The following is a 14,298-nucleotide window of genomic DNA, read 5'->3' on the forward strand; positions in this document are numbered from 1 at the left end:
CCCGGCCACCACGACAACCCCACCCACCGGGCCGACCCCCACCCCCACGCCGGCACAGACCACCACGCCCGCGACACCAGCCGGGCAGGCACACGCCACGAACACCAGCCCGGGCAGCCCGGCCACCACGACAACCCCACCCACCGGGCCGACCCCCACCCCCACGCCGGCACAGACCACCACGCCCGCGACACCAGCCGGGCAGGCACACGGCACGAACACCAGTCCGGCCCGACCGGCCACCACACCACCGCGCACAGCCACCACACCGACCCCGCCCACCGGGCACGCCCCCACCCCCGTGCCGACGCCGAGCACGATGCGCGCGGTGTCAGTCGGGCCGGTACGCGGCATGAGCAGCACGCCGAGCGGCCGGGGCCGCCCGGCCAGCACGCGGCCGCCGTGACCGCCGACGTGTCACTCCCCGTTCCCGGCGCCGCGCGGGCGCCGTGGGGTGCGGACGTTCCCGGGACGTCGGGGTCCGACGCGCCCCCGGAGCGCGGGCGGGCGCCTCCCCTGTCCTCCGGCTCCTGACCTTTCCGTCCTGACCGTCCGCCGCGACCGCGCCGGCCGCAGCCGCGGCGTGCCCGCCGGAGGCACCGTTGACCCGTTCCCGTTACCGTCCCCCCGCCCGCTCGCGCTCCCGCTCCCGCTCGGTGCGCGGCCGCGCGCTGCTCGCCCTCGCCGTGATCGCCGTATCGCTGTACATCACCCTGACCGTGCCGGTCCGCCTCGGCCTCGATCTGCGCGGCGGCACCCAGATCGTGCTGGAGACCCGCTCGACCGAGACCGTGGACGCCGACCGCGCGGCCACCGACCGCACCCTGGAGGTGCTGCGGGGCCGCGTCGACGCGCTCGGCGTCGCCGAACCCACCCTCGTCCGTTCCGGCAGCAACCGGATCATCGTGGAACTGCCGGGCGTGCAGGACCCGAAGAAGGCCGCCGACGTGCTCGGCCGTACCGCGCAGCTCACCGTCCATCCGGTGCTCGGCACCGCCGCCGAGGCGCCCCGGTCGCAGTCCGGGACGGACAGGGAGCGGACCCTGCCCGACGAGTCGGGACAGTTGCTGCGGCTCGGGGCCGCGGCCCTGACCGGGCAGCATGTCAAGGGCGCCGCCGCGCGCTTCGACCAGGAGTCCGGCGCCGGCTGGGGCGTCACCGTGGACTTCAACCGCTCGGGCCACGACCGGTGGACCGACCTGACCGGCGAGGCGGCCTGCCGTCCCGCCGGCGATCCCACGCGCCGCGTGGCGATCGTCCTCGACGACAAGATCATCTCTGCGCCGCAGGTCGACCCGTCGGTCTCCTGCGGTACGGGCATCCCCGGCGGCTCGACCGTGATCACCGGGGCGTTCGACGACGCCGGCGCCCGTGAACTGGCGCTGCTCATCAGCGGCGGTGCCCTGCCGGTGCCGGTCGAGACCGTCGAGCAGCACACCGTCGGCCCCAGCCTGGGCGCCCGGGCCATCACCGCGAGCGCCTGGGCCGCGGCCCTCGGCACCGTACTGACCTCGCTGTTCATCATCGGCGTGTACCGGCTGATGGGCGTCCTCGCGACCGTGGCACTGCTCTGCTACGGCCTGATCTCCTACGCCGCCCTGGCCGCCTTGGGCGCCACCCTGACGCTGCCGGGCCTCGCCGGTTTCGTCCTGGCGATCGGCATGGCCGTCGACGCCAACGTGCTGGTCTTCGAACGCGCCCGGGAGGAGAGCGCGGCCCGGCTGAGGTCCGGCCCGCGGTCGGCGCTCGCCGCCGGTTTCCGCAACGCGTTCAGCGCGATCGCCGACTCCAACATCACCACGCTGATCGCGGCGGGACTGCTGTTCTTCCTCGCCTCCGGGCCGGTGCGCGGCTTCGGCGTCACCCTCGGCATCGGCGTGGTCGCGTCCATGGTCAGCGCCCTGGTCATCACGCGGGTGCTCGCCGAGTACGCGGCCGGCCGGCCCTGGGTGCGGCGCCACCCCCGGCTGACCGGCATCGCCACCACCGGCGCGGTCCGCGACCGGCTGGTGCGGCGCGACCCGCGGCTGATGCGTCGTCCGCGGCGCTGGCTGGCGGTCTCCGCCGCGGCCCTCGTCCTCGCCGGGTCGGGCATCGCGTTCCGCGGCCTGGACCTCGGCATCGAGTTCACCGGGGGGCGGCTCATCGAGTACGCCACCGGCACCCCGGTCGACCCGGAGCGGGCCCGTGCCGCGCTGGCCGACGCCGGTTTCCCGCAGGCCGTCGTGCAGTCCTCCGGCGAGGACCGGCTCACGGTGCGCACCGGTGAGCTGACCGACGCGCAGGCGGCCAAGGTCACCGAGGCCGTCGGTGACCTCGGCGGCACGGCCCAGCGGGTCCGCGACGAGCTGGTGGGCCCCAGCCTGGGCGACGAGCTGCGCCGCAACGCCCTGATCGCGCTGGCCGTGGCCCTCGGTGCCCAACTGCTGTATCTCGCCGCCCGCTTCCGCTGGCTGCTCGGCACCGCGGCGGTGGTCGCGCTCGCCCACGACGTGCTCATCCTGGTGGGTGTCTTCGCCTGGCTGGGCAAGCCCGTCGACGGCGTGTTCCTCGCCGCGCTGCTCACCGTCATCGGCTATTCGGTCAACGACTCGGTCGTCGTGTTCGACCGGGTCCGGGAGTTGCTGCGCCGTGACCGGGCGGCGCTGGCGGACATCGCCGACCGGGCGATCCTGCAGACCCTGCCGCGCACGGTGAACACGGGGATGGGCGCCGCGCTGATCCTGACCGCGCTGGCGGTGCTCGGCGGCGACTCGCTCACCGACTTCGCCCTGGCGCTGCTGATCGGTCTTGCGGTCGGCACCTATTCCTCGGTGTTCACCGCCACGCCCCTGGCCGTCGAGTTGGACGGCCGCCGCGGCCGGTCCGCGGCGGGCCGCCTGACGGCCCGGCCGGCCGCCGCGCGCAGCCGGAGCAAGCGGGAGCCGGCGGGCTGACCGGGGCCGGCAAAGATCAGTCGGTGCGGCGCAGGCGCCACACGTTGTCGTCGCGGAAGCCCTCCGTGCCGTCGGGTGACGTGCTGGTGCGCCGCACCGACTCCAGTGTCTCGACGCTCCAGTGCTCCTCGGGCAGCGCGAGCTCGTCGAGGACGCCGCGCAGTGTGGGGAACGCGTGCGGGAAGGGCGGTTCGGTCTGCCAGGACGGCCAGCCGGCGTGCAGGACGACGAGGAGCGTGCCGCCGGCGGCGACCGCGTCGGCAGCGCGGCGCAGCACTTCGCGCTGGTCCAGTTCCACCGGGGACTGCAGATACTGGACGTTCACCAGGTCGAACCGGCCCCGGGGGAAGCTCGGGGCCAGTTCGTGGCGCTCCCAGGTGGTGCGGTCGGTGACTCCCGCGGCGGCGGCGTGCGTGGCGGCGCGGTCGAGGGCGGTCGCCGAGATGTCGGCGCCGGTGACCCGCCAGCCGTGTGTGGCCAGCCACACGGCGTCGGCGCCCTCGCCGCAGCCGAGGTCGAGGGCGGTGCCGGGGCGCAGCCCGGCGGTCTCGCGGACGAGCAGCGCATTGGGCCGGCCGCTCCAGACCCGGTCGGTGGTGCGGTATCTGGTCTCCCAGAACTCCTCGGGTCGCATCGTGGGCGTCTCGGTCATGGGGCCTCCCTGGGTTCGGCGCGGTCCGGGCCGCGGTGGGTGGTTACGGCGCCACCCGGGGAGAGCCTGCGCCGATCCGGCCGGAGGCGGCAATGCTCTTTGCGGTTTCCGCAAAGCGGTCCTGCGGCCGGGGAGGGTTCCGGCGTCCCGTCCAGCGGGTTCGGACGGGACGCCGGGGCCGCCCGGCGGGCGGGAAGGTGCGCGCCGGGCGGCCGGGTGTCAGGCGCAGCCCGCGGGGGTCGCCCGGGACGCGTCGCCGATCAGTGCCTCGTGGGCGGCCTTGAGCCGCCGCACGTCCGGCTTGACGACCTTGCGGTCGTAGGTGATCAGCCCGTTCAGCTCGCCCTCGACGTCCGTGATCTGGGTGTACACGGCGCCGTTGCCGCCCCGGCAGGCCAGGGCGTGCACCTCGGCGAGCTTGGTGAGGTAGTCGTCGGTGTAGGTGGCCGGATCGACGTCGACGTACGACTGCTGCACCGACCAGGCGTGCCCGGGCACGGCGAGGCCGAGGCCGCCGTACTCGCCGCTGACCAGGGCCCGTTCGCCGTCCGGGTGCGGGGGCAGCGCGGGGCTCGGGTAGCCGTGCTCGTCCATGATGTCGCCGGTGCCGCCGTCCGCGCCGAGGTTGAGGCCCGACATGCTGTTGACCAGCCGGGTGGGGTCCCATGCCTTGGCCTGGTCGGCGATGCGGGCCATGTCGTACTGGCCCCAGCCCTCGTTGAAGGTGACCCACATGACGATCGACGGGCTGCTGATGTGCTCGTCGATCATCTGCTTCATCTCGCGCTCGTACCGGGCGCGGGATGCGCTGTCCGGGTTCCGGCCCGCGGTCATCGCCGGCATGTCCTGCCACACCATCAGGCCCAGCTTGTCGGCCCAGTAGAACCAGCGGTCCGGCTCGACCTTGATGTGTTTGCGGACGGAGTTGAAGCCCATCTTCTTGTGCATCTTCAGGTCGTAGGCGAGCGCCTCGTCGCTCGGCGCGGTGTGCAGGCCGTCCGGCCAGAAGCCCTGGTCCAGGGTGGCCATCATGAACACCGGTTCGCCGTTGAGGACGGTGCGCGGGGTGCCGTCGATCTTCTTGACCGCGATGGACCGCATGCCGAAGTAGCTGCCGACGCGGTCGGCGCCGACGCTCACCTTCAGGTCGTACAGATACGGGTCGTCCGGGGACCAGAGCCGGGCATTGCGGATCTTCAGGGTGAGCGGGGTGCCGCTGCGTCCGGTGGCGGTGGCGACCGGCCGGTTGCCCGCGTACGCCGTCGCCGTGACCGTGAGTCCGTCGCGCACGCCCTTCGGCTCGACGGTCAGGGTGCCCGCGTCGACGTCGGGGGTGAGCCTCAGCGAGTCGACGTGGTCGGCGGCGACGGGTTCCAGCCACACGGTCTGCCAGATGCCGGAGCTGGGCGTGTACCAGATGCCGCTGGGGTCGAGCCGCTGCTTGCCGAGCGGCGGGTTCTCGCCGTTCGCGGAGTCGGTCGGGTCGTAGACGCCGACGATCAGTTCCTGGGTGCGGCCGGGCTTGAGGGCGTCGGTGATGTCGGCGCTGAACTTGTCGTAGCCGCCCTCGTGTTCGGCGACCTTGGTGCCGTTGACAAACACCTCGGTACGCCAGTCGACCGCGCCGAAGTTGAGTTGCAGGCGCTTGCCGGAGCCGATCTTCCAGCCGGCCGGCACGGTGAAGGTGCGCCGGTACCACATCCGGTCCTCGTGCCGTTCGAGGCCGGAGAGCTGGGACTCGACGGGGTAGGGGACGAGGATGCGCTCGGCGAGGTTGCGGCCGACCGGCGGCTGCTCGCCGGCCTTGGCGGCGGCGAACTGCCAGCTGCCGTTGAGGTTCTGCCAGTCGCCGCGGGTCAACTGGGGCCGCGGGTACTCGCGGTGGGCGTTGGCCGGGGTGACGTCGTCGGCCCAGGGGGTGCGCAGTTCGTATGTGGAGTGGTTGGCGCCGCTGCTCCAGAACGGGCTGACAACGTTGCCGTCCGCACCGGTCAGGCCGCCCGCCCCGTCGTAGCGCACATCGGCGGTGCCGCGCGCGGTGCCGGTCTTGTTGCCGACGACGGGCTCCTTGAGCGGAACCAGCAGCGACTTGTGGTCGGCCGGGTCGAGGCGGGCCCGGCCGATCGGCCAGGCGGCGCCGCCGATCACGGCGTTCAGGTGCTCGGTGAGCTTGGCCGGGGGCTTGGCGAGGGCCTGGGCGAAGTCGAGGCGTAGGGTGCGGCCGTCCTTCAGGACCGTGGTGCCGATGGCGCCGTCGTAGGCGTAGCCCTCGGGCAGCCGGAACGCGGACTGCGGGATCGCCGTCTTGGCGGCGCCCGGCGGACTCCAGCGGACGTGCAGGTTGGAGCCCCCGTAGTGCTCGAAGTACTCGACCTTGAAGTCGTAGGACTGCCCGGCCGTCAACTCCACGGGCTGGGCGGTCTGTTCGCGGTCCCAGTCGTCGACCCAGTGGTCGATGACGAGCCGGCCGCCGACCCAGAGGCGGAAGCCGTTGTCGCCGATGACCGAGAAGGTGGTGGGGCCGGTCTTCTCCGGCACGATCCGGCCGGTCCAGCGGACGCTGACGTCGTCCGACTGCCCGGTGGCCGAACTCAGCCGGGACTCCAGCGAGTCGAAGTCCAGTTGCGGGTCGAATCCGGTGGCCTTCAGTTCGTGGAAGTCGAAGGCGCCGGGGGCGGACTGGGTGTAGTACTCGCCCTTGAGGCCATGGACCTCGACGGGGTCATCCGCGGCCGTCGCGGCGGGTGCGGCGGCGAGTCCCGCGGCGCCCAGCACTGCCGCGAGGAGCAGGACGAGTCGGTCTCTGATCGGTCTGATGCGCACGAATCCTCCTTGACTGAGGAAGGGTGGCGGCTCGGTGCTTCAGTCTGTACAACGTTGGAAGCAGAGGCAGTTGGCATGAGAGCACGGGCTCTCAGCCGCTGTCCAGATCCGTGACAAAAGCTCCGTCCCGGAGCACCCGTCGATGCCGAGGAGATCCCTTGCGGGTCAGCCTGAAGGACGTGGCCGAACGTGCCGGCGTCTCGATCAAGACCGTGTCCAACGTCGTCAACAACTATCCGCACGTCACACCGGCCATGCGGGCCAGGGTGCAGCAGGCCATCGACGAGCTGGGATACCGGCCGAACCTCACCGCGCGCCATCTGCGCAAGGGCCGTACCGGCATCATCGCGCTGGCCGTCCCGGAACTCGGCAACCCGTACTTCGCCGAGCTGGCGGGCGCCGTGATCGACGCCGCCGCCGAGCACGAGTTCACGGTTCTGCTCGATCACACGCGCGGTGAACGCGAACGGGAGCTGCTGGTCAGCCAGGGGTTCCGGGCCCGGGTGATCGACGGGCTGATCCTCAGCCCGCTGGAGCTCGAGGCCGAGGACCTGCGCGGCCGGGCCGACGACGTGCCGCTGGTGCTGCTCGGCGAGCGGGAGTACGACCTGCCGTTCGACCACATCGCGATCGACAACGTGGCCGCCGCCCGCACCGCGGTGCGCCATCTCCTCGGCCGCGGCCGGACCCGGATCGCCTATCTCGGCGTCCGCACGGATTCCGCCAACCGCCCCGCCCATCTGCGCCTGGACGGCTGGCGGGCCGAGCTGGCGGCGGCCGGGATCCCGGCCGCGGACGACCTGGTCGTGCCGGTCGGCGGCTGGGACCGGGACGACGGCGCGCGGGCCATGGCGCAGCTGCTGGACGCGGGCGTGCGGCCCGACGCCGTCTTCGCGTTCAACGATCTCATCGCGATCGGCGCCATGCGGGTGCTGCACGAGCGCGGGCTCAGGGTGCCGTGGGACGTCGCCGTGGTGGGCTTCGACGACATCGCCGAGAGCCGCTTCGGGGCCGTCTCGCTGACCACGATCTCGCCCGACAAGCAGGCCATCGCCCGGCTCGCGGTGGCCTCGCTGCTGCGCAGCCTGTCCGGCCGGCAGGACCCCGGCGGACGTGAACTCACGGCGGAATTCCGGCTGGTGGAGCGGGAGAGCACGCTGGGCCGGCGCTGACCGCCGGCCCGGGCGGGCCGGCCGGGATTTCGGACGGAAGGGTTTACAGCGCCCTTCCAACGATGTAAAAACCTCCCCTGAACGACGTGCACGCCGTGTTGACCGCAAGTGCCACCTCCCCGTGAGCGCTCTCAGCGCCGGGGCCGCGCCGTTTGGGGACTTTCATGAAGCCCACGTCACTGCGTTCCCGTGCCTTTGCACGGGCCCTTCTCGCCACCGGTCTCGTCACGGGCCTGGCCCTGATCACCGGCTGCGCCAAGTCCGAGGACTCCGCCGCCACGACCGACAAGTCGTCCGCCCAGCAGGCCGATTCGGGCCAGGTGGTCGCCTCGCCCAGCGCCTCAGGACCCACCTGCGCCATCGACGCCTACGGCGGCGACAAGATCGACCTGAAGTCCGCCACCGTCGGCTTCTCCCAGTCCGAGAAGGAGGCCAATCCGTTCCGGATCGCGGAGACCGCCTCGATCAAGGAGGAGGCGGCCAAGCGCGGCGTCAAGCTCCTCACCGCCAACGCACAGTCCCAGTTCTCCAAGCAGATCAGCGACGTCCAGGACCTCATCGCCAAGGGCGCCGACCTGTTGGTGATCGCTCCGCTCAACTCGGACGGCTGGGAACCCGTGCTGCGCACCGCGGCCGCCAAGCACATCCCGATCGTCACCGTCGACCGCAAGATCAACGCCACCGCCTGCAAGGACTATGTGAGCTTCATCGGCTCCGACTTCGTGGAACAGGGCCGGCGGGCCGCGGACCGGATGATCGAGGCGACCGGCGGCAAGGGCGAGATCGCCATCCTGCTGGGCGCGGCCGGAAACAACGTGACCACGGAACGCACCAAGGGCTTCGAGGACCGGCTCAAGGAGAAGGCGCCCGGCCTGAAGGTGGTGTTCCGGCAGACCGGCGAGTTCGCCCGTGAGAAGGGCCAGTCGGTCACCGAGAACCTGATCCAGTCCAAGCCCGGGATCAAGGGCATCTACGCCGAGAACGACGAGATGGGACTGGGCGCGGTGAACGCCCTCAAGGGCGCCGGGAAGAAACCCGGCGACGTGAAGATCGTCACGATCGACGGCACGCGCAACGCCGTGCAGGGCATCGTGGACGGCTGGATCGACGGTGTCATCGAGTCCAATCCGCGCTTCGGACCGCTCGCCTTCCAGACCCTCGACACCTTCACCCAGGGCGGTGCCGTCGCCCAGGACATCGTCATCGAGGACAGCGCGTACACCTCGGCCAACGCCGAGTCGGACCTCGGCAAGGCGTACTGACGTGCTCTCGGTGACCGGGGTGTCCAAGGTCTTCCCCGGCGTGCGGGCCCTGTCCGACGTGGACTTCACCGCCCGCGCCGGGCAGGTGCACGCCCTCGTCGGCGAGAACGGCGCGGGCAAGTCGACCCTCATCAAGGTGCTCACCGGCGTCCATCCGCCGGACGCGGGCGAGATCCGCTACGACGGCAGGCCCGTCCGCTTCACCACCCCGCTCGGGGCCCAGCAGGCGGGTATCTCCACCATCTACCAGGAGGTCAACCTGGTCCCGCTGATGAGCGTGGCCCGCAATCTGTTCCTGGGCCGCGAACCCAGGGGTCGGTTCGGCCTGATCGACTTCCGGCGGATGCGCCGGGAGGCGGACGAGGCGCTGCGCGCCCTCGGCATCCGGGTCGACGTGCGCCGTCCGCTGCGTGAACTCGGCGTCGGCGCCCAGCAGATGGTGGCCCTCGCGCGGGCCGTCGCCGTCGACGCGCGCGTGGTGGTGATGGACGAGCCCACCTCGTCCCTCGAACCACGCGAGGTGCGCACCCTGTTCGAGGTGATCCGCATGCTGCGCGACCGGGGCGTCGCCGTCATCTATGTGAGCCACCGCATGGACGAGCTGTACGAGATCTGCGACGCGGTCACCGTGCTGCGCGACGGCCGGGTGGTGCACACCGGGCCGCTCGCCGGACTCGACCGGCTGCGGCTGGTCTCGCTCATGCTGGGCCGGGACATCGGCGAGGTGCGCGGCGAGGGCCTGACCAAGTTCGCCGGCTCCCACCACGCCACGGCTGAACCCGTACTGACAGCAGAAGGACTGACGGTCCGTCATCAGCTGCACGAGGTGTCGCTGTCCATCCGGCCCGGCGAGGTGGTCGGGCTGGGCGGGCTGCTCGGCTCCGGCCGCAGCGAGACGGCGCGGGCCGTCGCCGGGGCGCTGCCGACGGACGCCGGCCGGGTCTCGGTCGGCGGCGTGCCCGTGCGCGGCGGCTCACCGCCCGCCGCGATCCGCGCGGGCATCAGTCTGCTGCCGGAGGACCGCAAGGCCGAGGGGATCGTCCCCGGACTTTCGGTGCGGGAGAACATCGCGCTCGCCGCGCTGCCGGCGCTCTCCCGGTTCGGCCTGGTGGACGACGCCCGCATCGACCGGATCGTGGACACCTTCGTACGGCGGCTGCGCATCAAGTCGGCGGGCCCGCACCAGAAGGTGGGCGAGCTGTCCGGCGGCAACCAGCAGAAGGTGCTGCTGGCCCGCTGGCTGGCCGTGCACCCGAAGGTGCTGCTGCTCGACGAGCCGACGCGCGGGATCGACGTCGGCGCCAAGGCGGAGGTGCAGGCACTCATCGACGAACTCGCCGAGGACGGCCTCGCCGTGCTGCTGATCTCCTCCGACACCGAGGAGCTGATCGAGGGCAGCGACCGGGTCGTGGTGCTCAAGGACGGACGGGTCGTGGACGAGTTGGCCGGCGACGCCGTCACCGAGGACGCGCTGCTGCGCGCCGTCGCGGCCGCACCCGCCGGGGGCCGCCATGACTGAACTCGCCGTCGCACGCGGCTCGCTGGACCGCGCCCGGCTGCTGCGCCTGGCGCAGCAGTACGGCGTGTACGCGGGCGTGGTCGTGCTGCTGCTGTTCAACTTCGCGTTCACCCCGCACTTCGCCTCCGCCGAGAACTTCCGCACCCAGGCCGTCCAGGTGGCCCCGGTGCTGATCGTGGCGCTCGGCATGGCGCTGGCGATCGGCACCGAGGGCGTCGACCTGTCGGTGGGCTCGGTGATGGCGCTGGCCACCTCCCTGCTGTCGCTGTACCTCGGCTACGGCCCGTGGCTCGCCGCGCTGGTGGCGGTGGCGGGCGGCATCCTGGTGGGGCTCGCGAACGGCGCCCTGGTCGCGTTCGTGGGCGTACAGCCCATCGTGGCCACGCTCGCCCTGATGGTGGGCGCGCGCGGGCTGGCGCTGGTACTGCTGCCCCAGCTCAAGGACGTGCGTGACCCGGGCATGTCGGCACTGGGCTCCGGCGATGTGCTGGGCGTGCCCTACCTCGTGCTCATCGCCGCCGCCCTCGCCCTGCTGGTCGCCTTCGTGGTGCGGCGCAGCACGTTCGGGCGGCAGTTGCTCGCCATCGGCGACAGCCGGCCCGCGGCCCGGCTGGCCGGACTGCCCGTCCGCCGGGTCCTCGTCGTGGTGTACGTCTGCTCGGGCGCCCTGGCCGCGGTCGCGGGCGTCCTGGCCACGGCCCGGCTGACGGCCAGCGACCCCACGTCGCTGGGCACCCTGATGGAACTGTCGGCGATCACCGCGGTGGTCGTCGGGGGCACGCCGCTGTCCGGGGGCCGGGTGCGCATCGGCGGCACCGTCGCCGGCGCCGTGCTGATCCAGTTGCTGACCACCACGCTGGTCAAGCACGACCTGCCGCCGTCGTGGACGCAGATCGCCCAGGCCGTGGTGATCGTCGCCGCCGTCTACGCGGCCCGCGAACGGGGGAAACGATGACCACCGGCACCACGGAGGCCGGCATGCCCTCCGGCACCTTCCACCCGGACACCGGCGAGGTGAGCGGCCCCGGCCGGGCCGAGCGGCTGAGCGCCCTCGCCCAGCAGCACGGTGCGCTCGTCACCCTGCTGCTCGCCATGGTCGTGGCCTCGCTGAGCTTCGACACGTTTCTGACCGGCGACAACCTGGAGAACATGGCGCTGTCCTCGGCGTTCCTCGCCGTGGTCGCGCTGGGCATGACGTTCGTGATCGTCACCGGCGGGATCGATCTGTCCGTCGGCTCGCTGTTCGCGCTGGGCGGTGTGCTGGCCGCCTGGGGCTCGCAGTACGGCACGGCCGTCGCGCTGCTGCTGCCGCTCGCGGTGTGCGGGCTGATCGGGCTGGTCAACGGGCTGCTGATCGCCCGGTCCGGTCTGGCACCGTTCATCGTGACGCTGGCCGCCATGCTGGGTGCCCGCGGCATCCTCCTCGCGGTCACCGACGAGGGCTCACGGACGTATCTCGTCGACAAGGACTCCTTCTTCGCGACCCTCGGGCAGGGCTCGCTGCTCGGCATCGGCGTACCGGTGTGGATCACGGTGGCGCTCTTCGTCCTGGGCGCGGTCGTGCTGCGCCGCTCCCGGTTCGGGCAGTACGTGTACGCGGTGGGCGGCAACGAGGACGCGGCGGCCCTGATGGGGGCGCCGGTGGCCCGCACGAAGATCGCCGTCTACACCCTGTCCGGCCTGTGCGCCGGGCTCGCGGGGGCGCTCAACGCCGCCTGGCTGGTGTCGGGCGTGACGATCCTCGGGTCGGGCATGGAGCTGGAGGCCATCTCGGCGGTCGTCATCGGCGGCACCCTGCTCACCGGTGGGTTCGGCTTCGTCAGCGGCTCGCTGGTCGGTGTGCTGCTGCTGAAGGTGATCCAGAACGTCATCAACCAGATCGGCTCCCTCGACTCCGCCTACCAGCAGGTGGTCAGCGGTGCGTTCCTGGCCGTGGTCGTGATCGCCCAAACCTGGCTGGGCCGCCGCCGCAGAATGCTCTGAGCCGACAACAAGCAGCGCCCCCAAAAGGGGCCCGTGGCAGCCGACGCTACCGATGAGCGCCCCAAAGGGGCGCGGGGAACTGCGCGACCAACCACGACGGCGCGGCGGCCGAAAGCCATACCGGTCCGGTCGTCCGGTGGCAGCCGACGGTACCGGTGAGCGCCCGAAGGGGGCGCGGGGAACTGCGCAACCAACCACAACGACGCCGCAGACAAAGGCACACCCCACCCGGAATCCCCATGCAGCCGACGGAACCGATCAGCGCCCCAAAGGGGCGCGGGGAACTGCGCGACCAACCACAACGACGCCGCAGACAAAGACCTACCCGGCCCGGCGCCATCACACAGCCGACGGCAACCTGAAGCGGACGTCGGCCGTGAAGTCGCCGAAGGCTCCCGTTCCCCCGGGCGGGGGAAAAACGCGGGGCGGATACCGCCGCGTCCGGTGGCGGGCCGTCCCGGGTCCGCCATCCGGGGGACCCGCCCCACCTGCCAAGACGCGCCATCGACGCTCCGCCACGCCATGGGTGTGAGGTTTCCAGAGCAACCTGCATGAAAGGTGCCGAACTGGCAACGTTCCCCTTCATGCCCGCCCCACACTCCCCCGGAAGGTGATTCGATGACGACGGCGACCAGGACGACCCGCACCACCGGGACGCCGCCCGTCACCGCCCCCTCCCCCGCCGCCCGGCTGCCACCCGCCGCGTCCGCGCCCTCACTGCCGTCCCTGACCGGGCTGCGCTGGGTGGCGGCCCTGCTGGTCTTCGGACTGCACGTACGCAACTTCCACTACTTCGGTGGCGCCGGCGACCGCTATGTGACCTGGGCGTTCGGGCCCGGCGCCAGCGGCGTGTCGTTCTTCTTCGTACTGTCCGGCTTCGTGCTCACCTGGTCCGCGCGCCCCAGGGATCGCGCGCTCGCCTTCTGGCGGCGGCGGATCGCCAGGGTCTATCCGGTGCACCTGGTGACGACCGCGATCGCGCTGCTCATGGCGTTCACGCTGGCCCACCAGACCAAGCCCGAACCGTCCCAGGCGGTCGCCAACGTGCTGCTGGTGCACTCCTGGTGGCGCCCCTGGTGGCAGACGTTGAACCCGGTCAGCTGGTCCCTCGCCTGCGAGGCGTTCTTCTACGCGGCCTTCCCGCTGCTGGCCCTGCTGCTGCGCCGGCTCGGCGCCCGCGGGTCGGCGGTGCTGGCCGGGGCATCGGTGCTGGCCGTGCTGGTGCTGGCCTGGGCGGAGACGCACCACTGGACGGCGCAGTCGATCAGCGCCAACCCCGCCGCCCGGCTGCCGGAGTTCGTGCTCGGCGCCGCCGCCGCCCGGCTGGTGTTCCTCGACCGGTGGCGCGGGCCCGGGCTTGAGGCATCGCTCGCCCTCGCGGTCATCGGCTACTTCTTCGTGCCGCAGATCACCCCCGGCTACGCGGCCACCGCCTGCACCATCGCGGGCTTCGGCCTGCTCATCCCGGCGGCGGCCGTCGCGGACCTGCGGGGGCTGCCCTCGATGTGGCGGCGCCGCCGGCTGGTGCGGCTCGGGGAGCTGTCGTTCGCGTTCTACATGGTGCACCTGCTGGTGCTGCGGGCCGGCACCAATGTGCTCGGACTCTCGCCGCGGTTCGGGGCGGTGGGGGGCCTCGTCGTGACCGCCGTCGCGTTCGCGGTGTCCCTCGGCCTGTCCTGGGTCCTGTACGAGATGGTGGAGCGGCCCGCGCGGCGGTTGCTGCTCGGTGGTCGCCGTGCGGTGACCTGCGGTGCGGTGACCTGCGGTGCGGGGCGGGTCGGGTCTGCGGTGCGCTCTGCCGATTGACGTTGCTGGCGTTGACTGCCGTCGGCGGGGCGGGGGGTTCGGCTGCTGCGCCGTCGTGGCTGGTCGCGCAGTTCCCCGCGCCCCCTTCGGGGCGCTCACCGGTACCGTCGGCTGCCACCGGACGACCGGCCCGGCAAGGCTTTCG

The 14,298-nt window shown here is 72.3% G+C and carries 9 protein-coding genes and 1 pseudogene; 7 read left to right on the forward strand and 3 right to left on the reverse strand.

Translation table 11 applies throughout. The annotated features are described in order from the left end of the window. A pseudogene (locus tag ACIRFL_RS22545) lies at positions 1-393 on the reverse strand (hypothetical protein); the annotation flags it as partial. Positions 394-602: 209 nt separating this feature from the next. On the opposite strand from ACIRFL_RS22545, the gene secD reads away from it, so the two are divergent. After that, a complete protein-coding gene (secD, locus tag ACIRFL_RS22550) occupies positions 603-2,936 on the forward strand; it encodes a protein translocase subunit SecD (RefSeq protein ID WP_404031089.1) in 2,334 nt (777 codons plus the stop codon). Between the two features lie 16 nt (positions 2,937-2,952). Here secD and ACIRFL_RS22555 read toward each other — a convergent pair whose 3' ends face one another. Both ACIRFL_RS22555 and ACIRFL_RS22560 read right to left on the reverse strand, forming a co-directional pair. Continuing rightward, positions 2,953-3,588: a class I SAM-dependent methyltransferase gene (locus tag ACIRFL_RS22555; RefSeq protein ID WP_404031091.1), complete on the reverse strand. Its 636-nt coding sequence runs from the start codon at positions 3,586-3,588 to the stop codon at positions 2,953-2,955. A gap of 219 nt (positions 3,589-3,807) precedes the next feature. Beyond that, positions 3,808-6,411 (reverse strand): PA14 domain-containing protein, encoded by a 2,604-nt coding sequence (locus ACIRFL_RS22560; protein ID WP_404031093.1) that lies wholly within the window; start codon positions 6,409-6,411, stop codon positions 3,808-3,810. A gap of 158 nt (positions 6,412-6,569) precedes the next feature. On the opposite strand from ACIRFL_RS22560, the gene ACIRFL_RS22565 reads away from it, so the two are divergent. The 6 genes from ACIRFL_RS22565 (at position 6,570) to ACIRFL_RS22590 (ending at position 14,153) form a co-directional block, all read left to right on the forward strand. Beyond that, positions 6,570-7,583 carry a LacI family DNA-binding transcriptional regulator gene (locus tag ACIRFL_RS22565; protein WP_404031095.1) on the forward strand — a complete coding sequence of 338 codons (1,014 nt, stop codon included), beginning with the start codon at positions 6,570-6,572 and terminating at the stop codon, positions 7,581-7,583. Between the two features lie 164 nt (positions 7,584-7,747). Next, complete coding sequence (locus ACIRFL_RS22570; RefSeq protein ID WP_404031098.1) at positions 7,748-8,845, forward strand: ABC transporter substrate-binding protein; 1,098 nt, start codon at positions 7,748-7,750, stop codon at positions 8,843-8,845. 1 nt (position 8,846) lies between these two features. Continuing rightward, the gene (locus ACIRFL_RS22575) at positions 8,847-10,364 is read left to right on the forward strand and encodes a sugar ABC transporter ATP-binding protein (protein WP_404031100.1); all 1,518 of its coding nucleotides are present in this window, start codon (positions 8,847-8,849) and stop codon (positions 10,362-10,364) included. Then, positions 10,357-11,319: an ABC transporter permease gene (locus tag ACIRFL_RS22580; RefSeq protein ID WP_404031103.1), complete on the forward strand. Its 963-nt coding sequence runs from the start codon at positions 10,357-10,359 to the stop codon at positions 11,317-11,319. Before ACIRFL_RS22575 ends, ACIRFL_RS22580 begins: the two co-directional genes overlap by 8 nt. A gap of 23 nt (positions 11,320-11,342) precedes the next feature. Then, positions 11,343-12,347, forward strand: a complete 1,005-nt coding sequence (locus ACIRFL_RS22585; RefSeq protein ID WP_404031296.1) for an ABC transporter permease — start codon at positions 11,343-11,345, stop codon at positions 12,345-12,347. Positions 12,348-12,965: 618 nt separating this feature from the next. Then, complete coding sequence (locus tag ACIRFL_RS22590; RefSeq protein WP_404031106.1) at positions 12,966-14,153, forward strand: acyltransferase family protein; 1,188 nt, start codon at positions 12,966-12,968, stop codon at positions 14,151-14,153. The last annotated feature ends 145 nt before the right edge of the window (positions 14,154-14,298 follow it).

Origin of the sequence: Streptomyces sp. NPDC102462 (assembly GCF_044765425.1) — a bacterium.
Classification (GTDB): Bacteria; Actinomycetota; Actinomycetes; order Streptomycetales; family Streptomycetaceae; genus Streptomyces.

Excerpts from the sequence above, each read along its gene's own strand:
- ACIRFL_RS22555 (WP_404031091.1), bottom strand. The coding sequence starts at position 3,588 with ATGACCGAGACGCCCACGATGCGACCCGAGGAGTTCTGGGAGACCAGA.
- ACIRFL_RS22570 (WP_404031098.1), top strand. The coding sequence starts at position 7,748 with ATGAAGCCCACGTCACTGCGTTCCCGTGCCTTTGCACGGGCCCTTCTC.
- ACIRFL_RS22580 (WP_404031103.1), top strand. The coding sequence starts at position 10,357 with ATGACTGAACTCGCCGTCGCACGCGGCTCGCTGGACCGCGCCCGGCTG.
- ACIRFL_RS22585 (WP_404031296.1), top strand. The coding sequence starts at position 11,343 with ATGCCCTCCGGCACCTTCCACCCGGACACCGGCGAGGTGAGCGGCCCC.
- ACIRFL_RS22590 (WP_404031106.1), top strand. The coding sequence starts at position 12,966 with ATGACGACGGCGACCAGGACGACCCGCACCACCGGGACGCCGCCCGTC.